Here is a 17,908-nt window from a genome sequence, read left to right as displayed (position 1 = left end):
TCTCACACCCTATCCTTCAACCTGAGGGACGGCCTAATCACCATAGCCTTCAACTCGTCGAGGAGCAACTTAAACGCGTAGCTCATCTCGACCTTGCTTATTCTCTCCTCTTCGCCACAGACCGGGCAGTAGACCCTTCCTCTGCGCTTGTCCTCAAGTGCAAGGTGTCCGCAGTTCTCACAGACCAGCACCTCTGTCTTGTCGCTCTCCTCGAGGAGACGCTCGATTAGGAGCATTGCCGCTCCGTGTCCGATGAGGACGTCACGCTCCATCTCACCGAACCTGAGACCACCTTCCCTCGCTCTACCCTCGGTCGGCTGCTTGGTGAGAACCTGAACCGGACCTCTTGAGCGCGCGTGCATCTTGTCGGCGACCATGTGGTGGAGCCTCTGGTAGTAGATGACGCCGACGAATATATCAGCCTCAAGGCGCCTTCCGGTTATGCCGTCGTACATGACCTCCCTGCCGCTGTGCTTGAAGCCGAGCTCCTCAAGCTCCTTCCTGAGCCTCTCCTCCGGCTCACCGATGAACGCGGTACCGTCAACTCTCCTTCCTGTGAGGGACGCGACCTTTCCGCCTATTGCCTCGATGAGCTGCCCGACGGTCATACGGCTCGGGATACCGTGCGGGTTGACTATCAAATCTGGAACGATACCGCTCTCGGTCCAGGGCATGTCCTCCTGCGGGACGATGAGACCGATGACACCCTTCTGACCGTGCCTTGAAGCGAACTTGTCACCGAGCTCTGGGATACGGAGGTCCCTGACGGTAACCTTGACGAGCTTGGTTCCGTCTCCGGTCTCAGTCACGATGACCTTATCAACTATACCGCTCTCGCTCGGCCTGACGGTGACGCTGGTCTCTCTTCTCCCCTGGAGGGCCATTCCGCCGAGACCGCTCTGCTCCTCAAGGAACCTCGGCGGTGAAGTCCTTCCGACAAGGACGTCCTTGCCCTCAACCTTGGACTCAGGGAAGATGAGACCGTCCTCGTCAAGGTGGCGGTAGTATTTCTCACCGAGGTAGCCCTGGATGGTCGGGTCTGGAACCTCGAAGGTGTCCTTCTGACCACCCAGATATCTCTTCTCCTCGGCCTCGTAGGTTCTGAAGAAAGTCGAACGAGCGAGACCGCGCTCGATGGAGGCCTTGTTCATGATGACTGCATCTTCCATGTTGTAACCGCCGTAGCTGAGGACGGCAACGACGAAGTTCTGACCGGCTGGCCTCTCCTCGAAACCAACGGCCTTCATTATCCTTGAGTTGACGAGCGGAACCTGCGGGTAGTGCATGAGGTGACCGCGAGTGTCAACTCTAATCCTAAAGTTGGCCCATCCGAGACCGAGGCTCTGCTTGGCCATACCGGCACCGTAGGTGTTACGCGGAGCGGCGTTGTGCTCCGGATACGGGACGATCGAAGCAGGTATACCGAGTATCGCGGCCGGCATCAGCTCGAGGTGTGTGTGCTCTTCGGTGACCTCCCACGGCCAGGTGGCAACGTAGGCGTTCTCCTCTTCCTCAGCGTCAAGGTACTCAATGACTCCCATCTTTACGAGGTCGCTCCAGGTAAGCTGGCCGTTCTTTATGCCCTCGATGTGCTCGCGGGTGAGCCTGGGCTTGCCGTTCTCGACTATGATGAGGGGCCTCCTAACCCTACCGTCGTCGCTGTTGACGTAAATTTCCTTAACCTCTTCGTCCTCGTAGAGGGCAACGTTGATGACGTCGCTTATCTTACCGCTTCTCCTGTCGTCCCTAATCCTCTCAACGAGGGACTTACCGTCCTCAATCGTTCCGATGAGGACACCGTTAAGGTACACACGGTAGAGACCTGGAGCCGGCCTCTTCTCCTCGATTGAAACAACACCGAGCTTCATGAGGTACTCGCGGACGTCTTTCTCGGGGATTCCGGTGGTAATCTGGGACATGAGGGCGAGGTTCTTGACGAGACCACAGTTCGGACCTTCAGGAGTCTCGGTCGGACAGATTCTTCCCCAGTGGGTTCCGTGCAGGTCACGGGCCTCGAAGTGCGGCTGGTCCCTGCTGAGCGGTGAGGTCACACGCCTCAGGTGGGAGAGCGTTGAGATGTAGTTGGTTCTGTCAAGGAGCTGGCTCACACCGGTCCTTCCGCCGGGCCAGGCACCGGTCGCAAGCGCGTGCTCAATCCTCTCGCTGAGGACGTCCGGCCTTATCGAGTTCCTCACAAAGCGCTGAACGTTCTCAAAGGTGTAGCGCTCGCCCTTCCTCTGGTATGTCTTGGTCATCTGGTACTGCATGTCCTTGACGAGCTGGCCGAAGGCGACGCGGAAGAGGTCCTTGAGGAGGTCTCCAGCGAGCTTGAGCCTCTTGTTGGCGTAGTGGTCCTTATCGTCCTCGTCACGGAGGCCGAGGGAAAGCTCCAGAACCTTGAGGGCCATCATACCGAGGTAGTAGGCCTTGGCCCTTCTGTTTTCGGGCTCGACGCCCATGTGGGGCAGAAGGTTGTTGTCTATAATGTGCTCGGCCCTCTTGAGCCTGTACTCCTTCGGCTGGCCCGGAAGGGAGAGCCTTCCTATGAGATCCAAAGCTTCCTCCTGAGTCCTGATGTCGCTGGCGTCCTCAAGGTTGTCGAAGAGAACCTGCTGGATCCTCGGGTCGTCGCTCACTGCCTCGACTATCTCCTTATCGCTGAGGAGACCGAGGGCTCTCATCACGTAGACGAACTTGACCGGCTTGGGGACGTTCGGGATAGAAACGTAAAGGATTCCATCTTTCTTTCTCTCAACGGTTATGAGGGCCCTGTAACCGTGCCTGTAGGAGAACACCTTGGCGACGACCTTGTTCTGTCTCTCGTCGCGCTCAACGAGGGTCTTGTTCGGGGCCAGATCCTCGATAGAGACGATAACCCTCTCAGAACCGTTGATAATGAAGTATCCTCCGGGGTCCTTCGGGTCCTCGCCGAGCTTTATGAGCTCCTCGTCACTGAGGCCGTAGAGCCTACAGGCCTTGGACTTGAGCATTATCGGCAATTCCCCAATGCGAACTTCGACTGGCTCCTGCTCGATGCCATTGACGACGGGGATAAGCTCAAGGTAAAGCGGTGCCGAATAGGTGAGGTTCCTGATACGGGCGTCCATGGGGTAAAGCGGCCTTCTCTGGCCCTGGGCCTCCTGGAACTCGGGCTTGCCGATCCTAATCTTTCCGAACTTGACCTCAAGGCCGGGGATGTCTGGCTTGACCCCGCCAAACTCGTTTACGACTTCCTGAAGGCCGTGGTCAATGAACGCGTTGTAAGAATCGAGGTGCTGTCTCACGAGACCCTTTTCCTTCCAGTAGGACTCCATAACGAGCCAGAGCTCGTCCGGAGTTAGAGTGGACTCGTTAACAGTAACTCCTCTACCCATAAACTCTCACCCCTAAAACTCAGTCCTCCACGACAAGACGGTAATAGTAGTAGTAACCCGCCGTGGGACTCTTCCTCCTTATCTCAATGACGTCGCCCGGCTTGGCCCCCAGGGCCACGACTGCCGGATCAGAAGCCTTGATCTGCGGGAGCTGGGAAATCCTAATCCTGTATTTCTTGAGGAGCTCCTCCTTCTCCTCCTCGCTCAGTATTCTGTGCTCGGGAACCAGCACGTGATCAAATATGTTAAATTCTTTTTTCGCCGCCACCGAGAATTGCCCCCTTAACGTTTTTTATTAGAACGATATCACTACCCCCACCTGAAGGTTCGGGTATATAAGCTTTTCGAGAATTATCTCTGTCAGGAGGCTTTATATTGGTTGCGTAAAGTTTAAGAACCGGTTTTTGGCCCGTTTCGGTTCCTTGATGTATTTGATTGTTCATTCGGAATCGCGAGTACGAAAAGACACCTTCCTCGGGCTTACTCTCGAGGAGAGGATAAAAAGAGGGCTCACTCCAGAGCCGCGAGGAGCTTCTCAAGGAACATCTTCTCGGGGTAGGCACCCTCGAACTGGACCTTGTCCTCTCCGTCCACCTGAATGACGACCTTCGGGACGGCCATGACACTGTACTGGTCGGCCCACTCCGGATACTCGATGGCCTCGACCATGTCACCGAGTATCTTGCCCTTGCCGGCGTTGGTGTTCTCGATGGCGAACTTGTGGGCCATCCTGACGGCGAGCGGGCAGTACGGGCAGGTAGGGGTGACGAAGACGAGTATCCTGACGTCCCTCTCAACGTTGGCGATGGCCTCTTTGGTCTCCTGCATGAGGTCTGTGGTGGCGTTGCTGACATCAACGATGTCCTCAAGCAGAGCACCGAACTCGTGGCCGGCCGGGAGACCGAAGTACCTGACGCCCATGTCCTTGCCGTCCTGGGTTATAGTAATCGCTGGAGCGCGGTCAATCCTGTACTGCTCGGCTACCTTCCTGCCCTCCTCACTGTCGAAGTCGTGGAACTCGTAGGTGAGCTTGTCGGTGAGCTCGCTGAGCTCCTGGACGACCTGCTTCAGCTGGTCGCAGTACTGGCAGTGGTCCTTGCCTATGAACCCGATAATCTTGACAGGGTTGGTCAGCTTGGAGAAGAACTCCTCCTTTATAACCTTCTTGTCAGCGTCGCTAATCAGTCCCATCTCCAAACACCTCCATAGCTAAAGGTTTATAACGTTTCGAGCACAATACCCGCCAGAGGGTTTAACCTCCAGGTTTGCAACCTAAGGTTAAATGTTCACTATATAAGCTTTACGTCACAAATTTGGGTGGTGTAGGTCATGACTGAACCAGACATATTTTACATATTAGGAAATAAGGTGAGGCGCGATTTGCTCAGTCACCTCACCTGCACCGAGTGCTACTTCAGCCTCCTCAGCAGTAAAGTTAGCGTGTCATCAACGGCTGTCGCCAAGCACCTTAAAATCATGGAGCGCGAGGGCATATTGAAGTCATACGAGAAGGAGGGCCCATTCATAGGCCCAGCGAGAAAGTACTACGACATTGCAATCTCAAAGACTTACGTTACCACCGTAACCCCAAACATCTTCTGGTACCGTGGGCTTGACCTCGGGGAGCCGTCCCTTGAAAAGGCGGAGATTGACCTGACACACATACCAACAGAGCACGAGAACATTCCGCAGATAATAGACTCGTTCCTTGAGCTGACAGGAGAGCTTGAAAAGATACTCCAGGTTCTCCAGGCTGTGGAAAGCAGGCGCGACAGGCTCATGAAGGAGCTTAAGGAGCACTACCTCAGGGAAATAGGAGACATGACCCAGCTCGCAATACTGCACTACATCCTCCTCTCCGGGGAGGCCACCGTTGAGGAGCTCAGCGACAGGCTCAACCTCAAGGAGAGGGAAGTCCTGGTCAAGGCCCAGGAGCTGGATAAGTTCGTGCCGTTAATAATAAAAGACAACACTATTAAAATCGACAGAGAAAGACTTAGACAAAAGCTCGGCGGTGAAAGCGATGGCTGAGAAAATTAAAATAATCGTGAACGAAGACAAGTGCTATCTCTGCGGGGGCTGTGCCGGTGTGTGCCCCGCCCTCGCGATTGAAGTCCACTCAAGCGGCTGGGAGTTCCTCCCGGACAAGTGCATAAGCTGCAGGATATGCATAGACGCCTGTCCGGTTGGGGCGCTCAGTGCCGAACCCTTGGAGGTGAGCGAATGAGCTGGAAATACGATGTCGTCGTTGTCGGTGCCGGAATCGCCGGCCCGATAGTGGCGAGGAACGTAGCCAGAGCCGGTTTTTCTGTCCTCCTTATCGACAAGAAGCCTGCGATAGGCACCCCCAAGCAGTGCGCCGAGGGCATAAGCATCAAGGTCTTTGAAAAGTATGACATCCCCTACGATAAGCGCTTCATCAACCGTGAAATCTACGGTGCAAAGCTCTACTCCCCGAGCGGATACGAGCTCGAGATGAGGTACAAGGAAGTTAGCGGCGTCATTCTGGAGAGGAAGGTCTTCGACAAGATGCTCGCCTACTACGCCGCCAAGGCTGGTGCCGACGTTCTCGCGAGAACTGAGGCGACGGACGTCATAAGGAAGGACGGAAAAATAGCTGGAATCAAAGCCAAGCACGAGGGCGAGCCCGTTGAGATTTACGCTGATGTTATTGTCGCGGCCGATGGTGTGGAGAGCACGATAGCGAGGAAAGCGGGCATAAACACCTACGCCCCGCCCCACGAGTTCGACTCAAGCTACGAGTACGAGATGCTCATCGAGGGGTTTGACCCAGACCTGATACACCTCTGGTTCGGCAACGAAATCGCTCCGAGGGGCTACGTCTGGGTCTTCCCGAAGGACGAAGACAGGGCAAACGTTGGCATAGGCATCAACTCCGACAACCCGAAGACTGCAAAGTACTACCTCGACAAATGGCTTAAGGAGAACAACATCCCGGCAAAGAAGCTCCTCGAGGTAAACGTCGGCATCGTCCCAGTCGGCGGTTTCGTTAAGGAGCTCGCAAAGGACAACGTGGTCGTTGTTGGCGACGCGGCAAGACAGGTCAATCCGATGCACGGCGGTGGAATGGGTGAAGCGATGAACGCCGCAACGATAGCGAGCAAGTGGATCGTCAGGGCCCTTGAAGAGGAGAACATCTCCCTCCTCCAGAACTACACCAGGGAGTGGTGGGAGACCGACGGAAAGAGGCTTGAGAAAGTCCTCAAGGTCAGGCGCGTTACAGAAAAGCTCACCGACGAAGACTTAGACATCTTCATACAGGTGCTTAGCGGTGCCGATACCGAGAAGATAGCCGGCGGTGACTACGGGGAGGTCATAAAGGCTCTCCTCAGGCACCCGAAGGTCATCCTCAGCCCGAGGAGGATAAAGCTCCTCAAAAGCCTTCTCTGAGCCTGAACCCTTTTCCCTTCTTCTTTGAGAACACAACTATCTCCCTGGCCCTTCCGACGCTCACGCTCCCCCACGGCGAGTTTATTCCCTTGGGGTTCTCGATGAGGTAGTAGAGCTCAAGGTCCCCGGAGACCGTCTTTCTGAAGTCCGAAACGTCCGGCAGTTCCCTTATCTCCTCACACGTCCCGTCCGAGCACTCAAGGGGCTTTTCATCGAGCCCAATGCCGAGCTCAAGGGCCAGAAACCGGGCAGTCTCATCAATTGGGGCAGGATAAAGCGTGTAAAGCCTCCTAACTACCCTTAGGAGGGCTGGAAAGCGCCTGTCGTTTTCGTCTATCCCGTAGCCGATGTTCCTAAGCGGATCTTTGACTGGTCTTCCGTGGAGGGCGTTTCTGAGTTTGACCACGCGGTTTGCCCAGACCATCGTCGGCTTCGGCTCGCCGAGCAGGGAAAAGCGCCTGTCGAGCGAAAAGCCCTTCTCGGGGTCCATGTCCCTCAGCGGGGAAAGCCAGAGGTCGAGCTCCGGCTCGTTTATGAAGAGGTGCCCCACCTTGAGGACGTCAAGCCCCTCCAAGAAAAGCCTGTACGCCCTCTCGACCAGCTCGTCGCGTTCCAGGGAGAATGCGTAGAGGCTTGCATCGGCCAGGCCGAGGACGAAGGTGGACTGGACTTCGAGCAGGCTCTCCAGCGTCACCTCGTCCAGCCGAACCTCGTATCGGAGCATTTCAAGGAACTCGCGGGCGTTGGCCAGCAGGACTTTGGCAGTCCTCTCCCAGTCTTCCATGGCGGCACACATAATACAGACTCTCCGTAAGATGAGATAAGGCTATCGCTTCCAGTCCTTGCAGTTCATATCGAGGCAGATCTCATACTCCCGGTTCTTCTCGCGGATTTTCACGACCGGGGCACCGTTGCAGCAGGTCTTGTTGGTCGGGATAACCTCCCCGCGCTGGAGGATTGGATAGGTGACGTTGCACTTCGGCCAGTTGGAACACCCGACGAAGCGCTTGCCCGTCTTCCTGTTGTAGCGGATTACCAGGTCGCCGCCGCACTTGGGGCACTTTCCAACCACAAGGGGCTTTTTCCGCTTCCCTGTATCCACGGCTTTTTCAACTGCTTTCTCTCCCTCTTCGGTGAGCTCTTTTACCGCACCGGCCTTTTTGGCATTAGTTTTTGACGTGGTGACTCCCGTTCCTGTGGTCTCAAGGAGCATCTTCCCGATGTCGAGCTCCTTCTCCTTGAAGACCTTGAGTATCTTGATGAGCTGCTCCTTGCTTTCTTCAATGACTTCGTCCCTCTTCGCCTTCCCGGCCATTATCTCCTCCATCTTCTCCTCGAAGGCTCTCGTCAGCTCGACGCTCACTATGTCCGGCACGTTCTTCTCAAGCGCTTCCACGACGCGCATGCCGAGGGGGGTGACCTTTATCTTCTTCTTGCCCTCGATGTAGCCCCTCTGGTAGAGGGTCTCAAGGATTTGCGCGCGCGTTGCCTTAGTCCCGATGCCGAGGTCTTCCATCTTCTTTATAACTGCCGCTGGAGAATACCTCGCCGGCGGCTTCGTCTTCTTCTTCTCGCGCTTTATCTGGATTACCTTAACCGGCTCGCCCTCATTGAATGGAGGGAGGATTACCTCATCGAACTTGACGTACTTGCCGTAGACTTTCAGCCAGCCCTCTTTAAGGGTTCTTGCCCCGCTCAGGATAAAGCGGTGGTTGTTTGAATTTATTATGACCTTCATTATCTCCCTAACGGCCGGCTCCATGAAGAGGGCTAAAAAGCGCCTGACGATGAGGTCGTAAAGGTTGGCCTCGTCCTTCGTAAGCTCACCCTGCTTGGGGAGCTCCCCCGTCGGATATATTGCAGGGTGCGCAGGGTCTTCCTTTTTGCCCTCGACGGGCTTGAGCTTCTCCTTGCCCAAAAGCTCGTGGGCGAAGGGCTTGTACTCAGGAAGCTTGGCAAGGTTCTGGATAATGGAGCGGAAGTTGAGGTTCTTGGGGAGCTTCTGGGAGCTTGTCCTCGGATAGCTCGTGTAACCCTTCTCATACAGCTTCTGCGCGAGCTCTAAAGTCTTCTTCGGGGAATAGCCGAAGGCGGAGTATGCCTCCCTCTGGAGGGTTCCGAGGTCGAAGGGGACGGGCGGGTTCCTGTTCTGCTGTTTTACATCAACCTTCTCAACAAAGGCCGGGCCCTTCTTCGCCTCCTCGACGATGCGCTTTGCCTCGTTTTCATCAAGAATGCGCTCCTTCTCATAGACGGCCGTATACTGCTCCCCATTTTTCTCAAGGAGCATCTTGATGACCCAGTATGGAGTAGGCTTGAAGTTCTGGATTTCCTTTTCCCGCTCGACGAGGAACTTGAGCGTCGGCCCCTGAACCCTACCAGTCGAGAGAACCATCCACTTTCCGCTGGCGCGCTTTATTGCCGAGGTTAAGGCCCTTGAGAGGTTCACGCCCCAGTACCAATCCAAAACGTGGCGCGCTATTCCAGCGTCGGCCATCCCGAAGTTTATCGTCGGTTCGAGGTTGTACCAGGCCTTGAGGAGATCTTTTTTGGTGAGAGCGGAGAACTTCATGCGCTTTGCTTTTGAAGGATCAACACCGCAGGCGTATTTCAGAGCGGTGTAGCCGATAACCTCTCCCTCGGTGTCGTAGTCGCAGGCGACTATGAACTCATCAGCTTTCTTCGCGAGGGTAGCTAAGGCCTTGATGTAGTCTTTCGCGTAGCTCTTGCCCTTCTCAGCGACGTAAACTGGCACCCATTCGATATCAAAAACCGGATAGCCGTAGGTTTTCGTTTTCGGAGCGAGTGAGAAGAGATGGCCAACGGCAGGGGCGACTATTATCTTCTTTCCGTCGCGGGTGAACTCGTAATAGCTAACCTTTCCTATCGTCTTCCTCACGGGCTTGCCCTCTGCCAGCGCGTAGGCAATCTTCCTCGCGACGTTGGGCTTCTCAGCTATGATGAGAGTTGCCATACTCTCTCTGATTGACGACTGGCTATAAAAATTCTCCGACGAAGGATTTATAACCTTCCCGCCCAAGGGTCGCTGATGACAATGCTGAGCATCGGAGGAGTCGGTGTTCTCTTCAGTGGAGAGCTCGACGACGGCTTCGTTGACGGCTTTAGGACACTTTTTGCCCGGCGCTACCTCCCGGACGTCCTCAGGGCGGAGATAAGGCCCGACATTCTCATAGAGCGCTTTAAAGGGGAATCCTTCAGGGTCTTCAGCTCCATGTACGACGTGAACGGAAAGGACCGCTACAAGCTTGAGTCGGGGGTTCCCGCGGCATACAAGAACGAGGCACCGGTGTTCTTCCTCCTCCAGGCGGCCGCAAGGGCCGGCGCGCGCAAGGGCAGAATTTTTATGACGGACTCTGTAAGCGTTATGAACCCCGACGGAAGGGCAGTCCTTTTCGTCGGCTACCCCCACACCGGAAAGAGCACTATGTCAGCAATAGCAGTCTCGGAAGGTCTGGACGTCCTCAGCACAGAGAACACTGTAGTTGAGGCCCGTGAGGGAAAAATTTACGTCATCGGAGGGACGGAGGTTCTAGTCTACGACCCTAGGATTGAGGACATCTACGGCGTCTCAGTAGACTACGACGAAACAACTAGAAGCGGGTACAGGATAGTTGACCTGGAGAGCACGGAGAGGAGGAGGCTCCTCAACAGGGGAGTAGAAGTCGAAAAGATTATCGTCCTCCACGCGTCATTCGGAGGAGGTGAGGCCAGCTTTTCCCCTGTTAGAGGCAGAAAAATTAAGAAAACGCTCTGGTACTTCTCAACGTCGCTCCTTAAAGGAATGGACTACTACGAGCCAGCACCGCTCTACATGCCGATGGGCGAAGAGATAAACTACAACCTCAACAAGCTCCTCGAATCAGCGGTCGAGACGTACTCAGGGAGAATGTTTGAGGCCTTTGGAAACCACAGGGACATCTTTAAGCGGACTGTGCTCTACACATGAGGTGATGCGCGATGATTAAGGTGAAAGTCTTGGGAAGGGGGATTGAGAAGGAAGTCGAGTGGAGAGAGGGCATGACCGTCAAGGACCTGCTCAAAGAGGTCGGCTTCAACACCGAGAGCGCCATAGCAAGGGTTAACGGAAGAATAGCCCTGGAAGATGAGAGAGTTGAAGACGGGGCGCAGGTCGAGGTAATTCCAGTTGTTTCCGGCGGTTAATCTCATTTTTATGAATAGAAAAGGAAAATTGGAGGTTCACTCCGCGAGTCTCTTTCTCATAAACTCCTCGAAGCGGTTCATGGCCTCCTCGAGTATCTCGACCGGCGGGAGGAAGACTATCCTGAAGTGCCACTCGCCGGCCTCTCCGAAGCCAGAGCCGTGGACGAAGAGCACGTGGGCCTCGTGGAGGACGTCGAGAACGAACTCCTTGTCGTTCTTCCACTTCGAGCACTCCTCGATCCTCGGGAAGATGTAGAACGCTCCCTGCGGCTTGACGGTGCTGACTCCCGGAATCTCGGTGAGGCGCTTGTAGACGTAGTCCCTCCTCTCCTTGAGCTTCGCCATGTACTCCTCAAGGTAGTCCATCGGGCCGGTAAGACCGGCTATCGCCGCGAACTGGGCTGGAGTGCTTGGACAGAGCCTTATGCGCATGAGCTTGTCTATCGCCTCCCTGAGCTCGTCGAGCTTGCCCTCTGGATCAACGTAGTAGAAGTAGCCAAGACGCCAGCCTGTGGCAAAGTAGACCTTGGAGAGGCCGTTCATGACGATGACGGGGACATCCTTGGTGAGCGAGCCGGGGGAAACGTGCTTGCCCTCGTAGGTCATGAGGTCGTATATCTCGTCGCTTATGACGGGCAGGCCGTACTCGCCCGCGAGGTCGAGGATCTCCTTGATGGTCTTCTTCTCGTAGAGCGCTCCGGTCGGGTTGTTGGGGTTTATGACGGCTATGGCCTTCGTCTTCTCGTCAATCTTCTTCCTCATGTCGTCTATGTCAGGCTGCCAGCCGTTCTCCTCAACGGTGAGGTACTCCCTCGGCTCGGCAGCGTAGAACTTGACGAGGCCGGTGTACGGCGGGTAGCTCGGGCTCGGGACGAGTATGTTTTCTCCGGGGTTCAGAAGCGCGCCAAATATGAGCTGGAGGGCCTCGGTAACAGCCGCGGTAACGCGGACGTCGTCGGGGGTTATATCAACGCCGTTCTTCCTCTTTTCGCGCTCCACTATCGCTTCCCTAAGCTCGGGCAGGCCCTCGCTCGGGCCGTAGTAGTTGTGGCCCTCCTGGAGGGCCTTGCAGTAAGCATCTACCATGTGCTTCGGCGGCTGGAAGTCGAACTTCACGGGGTCACCTATGTTGAGTCTGATGACCTTTATTCCCTTCTTTTCGAGCTCCCTTGCGGGGAGGACGACGTCCCTGATAGCGTACTCAATACCCATAGCCCTCTCGGCTGGACGGACCATTAGGATCACCGGTTGAATGTTGAAGTCCACATCATAAAAACCTTGGGCCTCAAAGTTTCATCAAAAACTGCCAAACGGCGATGAATTTTCGGGAAACGTTTAAAACCCCCCTTCCAAAGCCACCAAGGGCGATGAAGAATAGCAAGCAAACTGAGGGCTCACAGATGATGACGTGAACACCCTCCGAGCCCATTCGATACTTTTATCAACCCCGGAGAAGGACTCACGACCATGAACATATTCATTCCGCTCCTCGCCGGTCTCCTGCTGGGATACCTGCTCAAAAGGGCCGGAAAGAAGCCCAACCTGGAGATACCTACAAGCGTCGCCCTACTCGCGATGATTTTCTTCCTGGGTGTTAAGACCGGCGAAGTTCACGTTGACGGCCTCTGGCTTTTCGGAGTCTCCACAATCTTTGCCGTCTTCACTGTGGCGGGCAGCCTTCTTTTAGCGGAGGTGGCCAAATGAGGTTTCTCTACCCGGTTCTCACGTCCCTCGTGGCAGGAATACTAGTTGGACACTTTTTCGCCCCGGACTTCGGGAACGCCTACGAACTGATGCTCTACGTCCTGATATTCCTAATCGGCATAGACATCGGGCTGAACTTCAAAGCTGAAGAGCTCAGGAAGGTCGGGCGTAAGGCCCTCATCTTACCCATCGTCGCCCTAACTGGCTCAGTACTTGGGGGCCTTCTGGCATCTCTACTCCTTGGGATAAACCCCCGCTGGGGGCTGGCAATAGGGGCCGGGTGCGGCTGGTACTCGCTGACGGGCCCGCTGATAGCCCAGTACTCGGCGGTCTACGGTGCAGTCGGCTTTCTTGCCAACCTGATGAGGGAAATCCTGACGATTCTGTTCTATCCGGTCGTCATAAAGAAGGTCGACCCAGAAAAGGCCGTTGTAATGGGTGGTGCAACGACAATGGACACGACCCTGCCGCTAATAACGAAATTCGGGGGAAGGGAGGTGGCATTGGTTGCCTTCGTCCACGGTTTCATTCTAACCGCAGTTGTCCCCTTTGCCGTCTCCCTGGTGCTCAGTCTTTAGAGCACTTCTCAAGCAGGCCCCTGACGAGGGTCTCATGCTGCTCCTCGTTCCTCTTGATTTCCCTCGCCAGCTCCCTCACGACCGGGTGGAAGGCCGTCCTCGCTATCCTGTCATAGAGATCCTTCATCTTCTTTTCTTCATCTGCGTACTTTTTGAGGAGCTCGACCAGCTTCTTGGCGTTGTGCGGGAGGACAACTTCGGTCGGAAAGTCCTTGAGGTACTCCTCGATTACGTCCTCAGGCGGAACCCTGGCCCCGATCGGGCCGAACCCCAGGGGCATGCTGATAGTCGGGACACCGGGGATTAACACGAAGTCCTCATTAGACCTTTCAGCGGCATACTCCTCCAGAAGTTCAATGGCCTCCTCGTGGGCTTTTTCAAGGGCCTCCATCAGCCGCTTGTGGAAGATTGTGTCTATGGTAAGCCTCAGAATGAGACCCCTCAAATCGGCGTACTCTGGCTTGTTGAGCTCGTTGAGAAGCTTTTTGTAGTCCTTCTCGGCCCTCTCCTCAACCTTCTTCACTTCCCTGACCGTGTCTATAATCCTCCCCATCTTCCATCACCGCTACTTTTTAGTAACATTTAGTATTTAAAAGTTTCGGAGATGAGAAAAAGCTTTTTAAACACCACCTCAAACGGGAAATCCGAGCTAATCATCGGCTCATGGCTCGGGGGTATCCAAGAAGGAACCCACCGGGCCGTTCGTGGAGGTGGGTGAGATGAAGTACCCGAAGCAGATAAGAACCTACTGTCCGTTTTGTAAGAAGCACACCATCCACAAGGTAGAGAAGGTCAAGAAGAGGCCAAGGAGCGAGCTCAGCCAGGGTCAGAGGCGCTTCCGCAGAATCCTCAAGGGTTACCGCGGTTTCCCGAGGCCGAACCCGGCCGGAAGGGAGAAGCCGGTCAAGAAGCTCGACCTCCGCTTCCGCTGCACCGTCTGCGGCAAGGCCCACACCAGAGGAAAGGGCTTCCGTGTTAAGAAGTTCGAGCTCGTGGAGGTGTGACGCATGGCGCTCCCGAAGAACCTCATCCCGATGCCGAGGAGCAGGTTCCTCCGCGTCAAGTGCATAGACTGCGGCAACGAGCAGATAGTCTTCAGCCACCCGGCGACCAAGGTCAGGTGCCTGGTCTGCGGTGCAACGCTCGTCGAGCCGACCGGCGGTAAGGGCGTCATCAAGGCGAAGATTCTCGACGTCCTTGAGTGATTCCCTTCCTTTTTCCTTCCGCCAAACTTTTAAAAACCTCTTCTTGTAAACCTCTCGGAGAGAAAAATTTAGAGGTGATTCTCATGCCAAGGAAAGCCAAGGAGTTTCCCGAAGAGGGAGAGTTTGTCGTTGCTACCGTCAAGAACATCCACCCGTATGGAGCGTTCCTTTCCCTTGACGAGTATCCCGGTAAAGAGGGCTTCATGCACATAAGCGAGGTGGCTCCAACCTGGGTCAAGAACATCAGGGACTACGTGAAGGAAGGCCAGAAGGTAGTCGTCAAGGTCATCCGCGTTGACCCCGAGAAGGGCCACATAGACCTGAGCCTCAAGAGGGTAAACCAGCAGCAGAGGAAGGCCAAGCTCCAGGAGTACAAGCGCGCCCAGAAGGCCGAGAACCTTCTCAAGATGGCGGCCGAAAAGCTCGGCAAGGACTTCGAGACGGCCTGGAGAGAGGTCTGGGTTCCCCTCGAAGAAGAGTACGGTGAGGTCTACGCCGCATTTGAGGACGCCGCCCAGAACGGCATCGAGGTTCTGCAGGGACTTATCCCAGATGAGTGGATTGAGGCCCTGAAGCCCATCATCGAGGCCTACGTCGAGATTCCGACGGTCACCATCGATGCCGAGTTCGAGATAACCGTCCCGAAGCCCAACGGAATCGAGATAATCAAGGAGGCCCTCATAAGGGCCCGCGACAGGGCAAACGAAGAGAAGGACATTGACGTCAAGTTCACCTACCAGGGCGCCCCGCGCTACAGGATTGACATAACAGCTCCAGACTACTACAAGGCCGAGGAAGTCCTTGAGAGCATAGCGGACGAGATACTCCGCGTTATAAAGGAAGCGGGCGGCGAAGCGACCCTCATAAGGAAGGAGAAGCGCATAAGGAAGATAAAGAGGAGGTAAAGATGAGGTTCCGCATAAGGAAGTGTCCCGAATGCGGGCGCTACACCCTTAAGGAGACCTGCCCCCTCTGCGGGGCCAAGACCAAGGTAGCCCACCCGCCGCGCTTCTCGCCAGAAGACCCGTACGGCGAGTACAGGCGCAGGTGGAAGCGGGAAGTCCTCGGTATAGGGGTGAGAGAATGAAAGAAACAATGATTTACCTGCTCGAGAGGCCCCAGCTCAGGGATCCGGTCTTCATAGAGGGCCTCCCTGGCATAGGCCTCGTTGGAAAGCTCGCCGCCGAGCACCTCATCCAAGAGCTCAACGCGGTAAAGTTCGCCGAGCTCTACTCACCGCACTTCATGCACCAGGTCATTATAAAGAAGGGCTCAATCGTCGAACTCATGAAAAACGAGTTCTACTACTGGGTGAACCCCGACGAAAACGGAAGGGACCTAATCATCATCACCGGCGACCAGCAGGTTCCACCGACGGACAGTCCCGGCCACTATGAGGTGGTTGGGAAAATGCTCGACCTCGTTCAGGAACTCGGCGTCAGGGAGATAATAACGATGGGTGGCTACCAGGTGCCGGAACTCCAGGGTGAGCCGAGGGTCTTAGCGGCAGTAACCCACGAGGAGCTTGTGGATTATTACAAGGAGAAGCTCAAGGACTGCTCCGTCGAGGTGGTCTGGAGGGAAGACGAGGGAGGAGCGATAGTTGGTGCGGCTGGTCTTCTCCTCGGAATGGGCAAGCTCCGCTCGATGTACGGTATAAGCATACTCGGCGAGAGCCTCGGCTACATCGTTGACGCTAAGGCCGCCAAGGCCGTCCTGACGGCGGTCACGAAGATACTCGGAATAGAGCTCGACATGACCGCCCTCGAGGAGCGCGCAAAGGAGACAGAGGAGATACTCCAGAAGGTTCAGGAGATGCAGAGGGCGATGCTCGAGCAGACAATGCCCCCAGCTCCGGAGGAAGAGGACAGGGGTTATCTCTGAGGCCATTCCTTTCTTTTCTCCATGTTTTGTGTCGGCTTTTAACCAGTTAACTCGTTCTAAAGCACATTGCTTCTGAGAAGGGAGATTAGGAGTAGAGGAAAACTGCTGGAAAAGTGGAAGAGGAACTAAGCCCCAAGAACTTCCTCCAGAAGCCTGAGGCCCAGCTCAAGGTACTCCTTGGCCGTCTCCTCACTCTTTGCCTCGCTGAAGACCCTGATTATCGGCTCGGTTCCGCTCGCTCTAACCAGAACCCAGCCGTCCTCGAAGATTATCTTTGTTCCGTCGGTGGTGTCAACGGTGTAGCCCCTCGCTTTGGCGAGTTCGGCCACTTTTGCCACAATCGCCTTCCTGTCGCCTTCCACCTTCCTCTTCGTCTTGAACTGGTAGTACCTCGGGAGCTCGTCTATCAGCTCGCTGAACTTCTTCCCGCTCTTGGCGAAAATCTCGACTATCTTCGCGGTGGTCATCGCGCCGTCCCTTCCGAGGACGAAGTCCGGGAAGATGACTCCACCGTTCTCCTCGCCGCCGATGGTTCCGTTGTTCTCAAGCAAAGCCCTCGCGACTATGAGGTCACCGACTTTAGTTCTTATGACTTTCGCGTTGTTCCTCTTGGCTATGTCGTCGAGAAGGTTGGAAGTTGCTATAGTCGTGACGAGGAGCCCACCGCCATTCTCCCTCAGGACTGCATCGGCAACCAGAGCGAACGTCTTGTCACCCTGAATGAAGCGTCCGTTCTCGTCTATGAACACTGCCCTGTCCGCGTCACCGTCCTGAGCAACTCCGAAGTCCGCGCCGAGGGCCTTGACTATCTCCTTGAACTCCCCGAGGTTCTCCTCGTTCGGCTCGGGGTTTCTGGCCGGGAAGTGGCCGTCCGGGTGGGCATTCACGCTGACGACTTTGCACCCAAGCTCCCTGAGCAGGTAGGGCAGGGTGAGAGAGCCAGCACCGTTTGAAGTGTCAACGACAACGAAGGGCCTTCTCTTCTTTATTGCCTCCACATCGACCCTGCTCTTTATCGCCTCTATGTACGGCTTGATTACCTCCTCCTTCCTGACCTCGCCGATTTCGTACCACTTCGCCCTCTCAAAGTCCTCGTTGAAGAAGACTTCCTCAACAACCGCCTCGCGCTCTTTCTTCAGCCCCATGCCATTCGGCTCAAGGAGCTTTATGCCGTTGTATTCGGGCGGGTTGTGGGAAGCGGTTATAACAGCGCCGCCGTCGGCCCTGAAGTGGTTGGTGGCCCACTGTATGGCCGGAGTGGGGGCGATCCCAACGTCGATGACGTCACAGCCGACGCTGAGGAGTCCGCTGATGAGGGCGTTCTTCAGCATCTCACCGCTCACCCTCGTGTCCCTGCCGACGACAACCACTGGTTTTTCCCTTCCCTCGCGCTTGAGCATCGTTCCAAAGGCCATTCCCATCTTGAGCGCGAACTCGGGCGTTATCTTCTCGTTGGCTATCCCGCGGACGCCGAAGGTTCCGAACAGCTTCCCCATATCACCACCCCTATCACTCCCAGTGATATACAGCGTTAAAACTTTATCCCCTGCCGAAGTCGTCCTCAAAGCGG

At 55.5% G+C, this 17,908-nt stretch carries 20 protein-coding genes; 12 read left to right on the top strand and 8 right to left on the bottom strand.

Going from position 1 to position 17,908, the window contains the following annotated elements; translation table 11 throughout:
• Positions 1-2 precede the first annotated feature (2 nt).
• From ACZ5ER_RS05785 to pdo, 3 genes are all read right to left on the bottom strand, one after another.
• Complete coding sequence (locus tag ACZ5ER_RS05785) at positions 3-3,374, bottom strand: DNA-directed RNA polymerase subunit B (protein WP_464935032.1); 3,372 nt, start codon at positions 3,372-3,374, stop codon at positions 3-5.
• A 19-nt stretch (positions 3,375-3,393) separates the two neighbouring features.
• Positions 3,394-3,642 carry a DNA-directed RNA polymerase subunit H gene (locus ACZ5ER_RS05780; protein WP_050002988.1) on the bottom strand — a complete coding sequence of 83 codons (249 nt, stop codon included), beginning with the start codon at positions 3,640-3,642 and terminating at the stop codon, positions 3,394-3,396.
• A 242-nt stretch (positions 3,643-3,884) separates the two neighbouring features.
• On the bottom strand, positions 3,885-4,565 hold the full coding sequence (gene pdo / locus ACZ5ER_RS05775) for a protein disulfide oxidoreductase (protein WP_050002987.1): 681 nt from the start codon (positions 4,563-4,565) through the stop codon (positions 3,885-3,887).
• Positions 4,566-4,703: 138 nt separating this feature from the next.
• Here pdo and surR point away from each other — a divergent pair, with 138 nt between their 5' ends.
• Genes surR through ACZ5ER_RS05760 form a run of 3 tightly spaced genes read left to right on the top strand, consistent with a single transcriptional unit; the run spans position 4,704 to position 6,785 of the window.
• Positions 4,704-5,405 (top strand): sulfur metabolism transcriptional regulator SurR, encoded by a 702-nt coding sequence (surR, locus tag ACZ5ER_RS05770; protein ID WP_050002986.1) that lies wholly within the window; start codon positions 4,704-4,706, stop codon positions 5,403-5,405.
• Positions 5,398-5,601: a DUF362 domain-containing protein gene (locus tag ACZ5ER_RS05765; protein ID WP_050002985.1), complete on the top strand. Its 204-nt coding sequence runs from the start codon at positions 5,398-5,400 to the stop codon at positions 5,599-5,601. Before surR ends, ACZ5ER_RS05765 begins: the two co-directional genes overlap by 8 nt.
• Positions 5,598-6,785, top strand: coding sequence for a geranylgeranyl reductase family protein (locus ACZ5ER_RS05760; protein WP_050002984.1), 1,188 nt, complete (start codon positions 5,598-5,600; stop codon positions 6,783-6,785). The genes ACZ5ER_RS05765 and ACZ5ER_RS05760 overlap by 4 nt, the downstream gene beginning before the upstream one ends.
• On the opposite strand, the gene ACZ5ER_RS05755 is transcribed toward ACZ5ER_RS05760, so the two are convergent.
• Together ACZ5ER_RS05755 and topA are read right to left on the bottom strand one after the other, a co-directional pair.
• A complete protein-coding gene (locus ACZ5ER_RS05755) occupies positions 6,769-7,569 on the bottom strand; it encodes a hypothetical protein (RefSeq protein WP_464935030.1) in 801 nt (266 codons plus the stop codon). The two genes, ACZ5ER_RS05760 and ACZ5ER_RS05755, sit on opposite strands and share 17 nt — an antisense overlap.
• 42 nt (positions 7,570-7,611) lie before the next feature.
• A complete protein-coding gene (gene topA / locus ACZ5ER_RS05750) occupies positions 7,612-9,759 on the bottom strand; it encodes a DNA topoisomerase I (RefSeq protein WP_464935029.1) in 2,148 nt (715 codons plus the stop codon).
• An 81-nt stretch (positions 9,760-9,840) separates the two neighbouring features.
• On the opposite strand from topA, the gene ACZ5ER_RS05745 reads away from it, so the two are divergent.
• Positions 9,841-10,752, top strand: coding sequence for a hypothetical protein (locus ACZ5ER_RS05745; protein WP_050002982.1), 912 nt, complete (start codon positions 9,841-9,843; stop codon positions 10,750-10,752).
• An 11-nt stretch (positions 10,753-10,763) separates the two neighbouring features.
• Entirely contained in the window at positions 10,764-10,967 is a 204-nt protein-coding gene (locus tag ACZ5ER_RS05740) for a MoaD/ThiS family protein (RefSeq protein WP_050002981.1), read from the top strand.
• Between the two features lie 36 nt (positions 10,968-11,003).
• Here ACZ5ER_RS05740 and ACZ5ER_RS05735 read toward each other — a convergent pair whose 3' ends face one another.
• A complete protein-coding gene (locus ACZ5ER_RS05735) occupies positions 11,004-12,203 on the bottom strand; it encodes an aminotransferase class I/II-fold pyridoxal phosphate-dependent enzyme (protein WP_464935120.1) in 1,200 nt (399 codons plus the stop codon).
• Between the two features lie 231 nt (positions 12,204-12,434).
• On the opposite strand from ACZ5ER_RS05735, the gene ACZ5ER_RS05730 reads away from it, so the two are divergent.
• Together ACZ5ER_RS05730 and ACZ5ER_RS05725 are read left to right on the top strand one after the other, a co-directional pair.
• Positions 12,435-12,671 (top strand): hypothetical protein, encoded by a 237-nt coding sequence (locus ACZ5ER_RS05730; RefSeq protein ID WP_050002979.1) that lies wholly within the window; start codon positions 12,435-12,437, stop codon positions 12,669-12,671.
• Positions 12,668-13,249, top strand: coding sequence for a LysO family transporter (locus ACZ5ER_RS05725; RefSeq protein ID WP_050002978.1), 582 nt, complete (start codon positions 12,668-12,670; stop codon positions 13,247-13,249). The genes ACZ5ER_RS05730 and ACZ5ER_RS05725 overlap by 4 nt, the downstream gene beginning before the upstream one ends.
• Here the strand turns inward: ACZ5ER_RS05725 and ACZ5ER_RS05720 are convergent.
• Positions 13,239-13,802, bottom strand: a complete 564-nt coding sequence (locus ACZ5ER_RS05720; protein ID WP_464935028.1) for a hypothetical protein — start codon at positions 13,800-13,802, stop codon at positions 13,239-13,241. The genes ACZ5ER_RS05725 and ACZ5ER_RS05720 overlap by 11 nt on opposite strands.
• Before the next feature lie 166 nt (positions 13,803-13,968).
• Here ACZ5ER_RS05720 and ACZ5ER_RS05715 point away from each other — a divergent pair, with 166 nt between their 5' ends.
• The 5 genes from ACZ5ER_RS05715 to ACZ5ER_RS05695 all read left to right on the top strand — a co-directional run bounded on the left by ACZ5ER_RS05715 (position 13,969) and on the right by ACZ5ER_RS05695 (position 16,338).
• Complete coding sequence (locus ACZ5ER_RS05715; protein WP_050002976.1) at positions 13,969-14,253, top strand: 50S ribosomal protein L44e; 285 nt, start codon at positions 13,969-13,971, stop codon at positions 14,251-14,253.
• Between the two features lie 3 nt (positions 14,254-14,256).
• Positions 14,257-14,454, top strand: coding sequence for a 30S ribosomal protein S27e (locus ACZ5ER_RS05710; RefSeq protein ID WP_050002975.1), 198 nt, complete (start codon positions 14,257-14,259; stop codon positions 14,452-14,454).
• A gap of 83 nt (positions 14,455-14,537) precedes the next feature.
• Positions 14,538-15,359 (top strand): translation initiation factor IF-2 subunit alpha, encoded by an 822-nt coding sequence (locus ACZ5ER_RS05705; protein WP_050002974.1) that lies wholly within the window; start codon positions 14,538-14,540, stop codon positions 15,357-15,359.
• Positions 15,360-15,361: 2 nt separating this feature from the next.
• Positions 15,362-15,541 (top strand): RNA-protein complex protein Nop10, encoded by a 180-nt coding sequence (locus tag ACZ5ER_RS05700; protein WP_050002973.1) that lies wholly within the window; start codon positions 15,362-15,364, stop codon positions 15,539-15,541.
• On the top strand, positions 15,538-16,338 hold the full coding sequence (locus ACZ5ER_RS05695) for a proteasome assembly chaperone family protein (RefSeq protein ID WP_050002972.1): 801 nt from the start codon (positions 15,538-15,540) through the stop codon (positions 16,336-16,338). The genes ACZ5ER_RS05700 and ACZ5ER_RS05695 overlap by 4 nt, the downstream gene beginning before the upstream one ends.
• A gap of 125 nt (positions 16,339-16,463) precedes the next feature.
• On the opposite strand, the gene glmM is transcribed toward ACZ5ER_RS05695, so the two are convergent.
• Complete coding sequence (glmM, locus tag ACZ5ER_RS05690) at positions 16,464-17,834, bottom strand: phosphoglucosamine mutase (RefSeq protein WP_464935027.1); 1,371 nt, start codon at positions 17,832-17,834, stop codon at positions 16,464-16,466.
• Positions 17,835-17,908: the final 74 nt, after the last annotated feature.

The organism is Thermococcus marinus, from assembly GCF_055389025.1.
Note: the sequence above shows the minus strand (reverse complement) of the source record. Positions and strands in the feature narration are given on the sequence as shown.

What these genes read in the sequence shown, in the direction of transcription:
- ACZ5ER_RS05785 (WP_464935032.1), bottom strand. Translation starts at nt 3,374, where the DNA reads ATGGGTAGAGGAGTTACTGTTAACGAGTCCACTCTAACTCCGGACGAG.
- pdo (WP_050002987.1), bottom strand. Translation starts at nt 4,565, where the DNA reads ATGGGACTGATTAGCGACGCTGACAAGAAGGTTATAAAGGAGGAGTTC.
- surR (WP_050002986.1), top strand. Translation starts at nt 4,704, where the DNA reads ATGACTGAACCAGACATATTTTACATATTAGGAAATAAGGTGAGGCGC.
- ACZ5ER_RS05765 (WP_050002985.1), top strand. Translation starts at nt 5,398, where the DNA reads ATGGCTGAGAAAATTAAAATAATCGTGAACGAAGACAAGTGCTATCTC.
- ACZ5ER_RS05760 (WP_050002984.1), top strand. Translation starts at nt 5,598, where the DNA reads ATGAGCTGGAAATACGATGTCGTCGTTGTCGGTGCCGGAATCGCCGGC.
- ACZ5ER_RS05755 (WP_464935030.1), bottom strand. Translation starts at nt 7,569, where the DNA reads ATGGAAGACTGGGAGAGGACTGCCAAAGTCCTGCTGGCCAACGCCCGC.
- topA (WP_464935029.1), bottom strand. Translation starts at nt 9,759, where the DNA reads ATGGCAACTCTCATCATAGCTGAGAAGCCCAACGTCGCGAGGAAGATT.
- ACZ5ER_RS05745 (WP_050002982.1), top strand. Translation starts at nt 9,841, where the DNA reads ATGCTGAGCATCGGAGGAGTCGGTGTTCTCTTCAGTGGAGAGCTCGAC.
- ACZ5ER_RS05740 (WP_050002981.1), top strand. Translation starts at nt 10,764, where the DNA reads ATGATTAAGGTGAAAGTCTTGGGAAGGGGGATTGAGAAGGAAGTCGAG.
- ACZ5ER_RS05735 (WP_464935120.1), bottom strand. Translation starts at nt 12,203, where the DNA reads ATGGTCCGTCCAGCCGAGAGGGCTATGGGTATTGAGTACGCTATCAGG.
- ACZ5ER_RS05730 (WP_050002979.1), top strand. Translation starts at nt 12,435, where the DNA reads ATGAACATATTCATTCCGCTCCTCGCCGGTCTCCTGCTGGGATACCTG.
- ACZ5ER_RS05725 (WP_050002978.1), top strand. Translation starts at nt 12,668, where the DNA reads ATGAGGTTTCTCTACCCGGTTCTCACGTCCCTCGTGGCAGGAATACTA.
- ACZ5ER_RS05720 (WP_464935028.1), bottom strand. Translation starts at nt 13,802, where the DNA reads ATGGGGAGGATTATAGACACGGTCAGGGAAGTGAAGAAGGTTGAGGAG.
- ACZ5ER_RS05715 (WP_050002976.1), top strand. Translation starts at nt 13,969, where the DNA reads ATGAAGTACCCGAAGCAGATAAGAACCTACTGTCCGTTTTGTAAGAAG.
- ACZ5ER_RS05710 (WP_050002975.1), top strand. Translation starts at nt 14,257, where the DNA reads ATGGCGCTCCCGAAGAACCTCATCCCGATGCCGAGGAGCAGGTTCCTC.
- ACZ5ER_RS05705 (WP_050002974.1), top strand. Translation starts at nt 14,538, where the DNA reads ATGCCAAGGAAAGCCAAGGAGTTTCCCGAAGAGGGAGAGTTTGTCGTT.
- ACZ5ER_RS05700 (WP_050002973.1), top strand. Translation starts at nt 15,362, where the DNA reads ATGAGGTTCCGCATAAGGAAGTGTCCCGAATGCGGGCGCTACACCCTT.
- ACZ5ER_RS05695 (WP_050002972.1), top strand. Translation starts at nt 15,538, where the DNA reads ATGAAAGAAACAATGATTTACCTGCTCGAGAGGCCCCAGCTCAGGGAT.
- glmM (WP_464935027.1), bottom strand. Translation starts at nt 17,834, where the DNA reads ATGGGGAAGCTGTTCGGAACCTTCGGCGTCCGCGGGATAGCCAACGAG.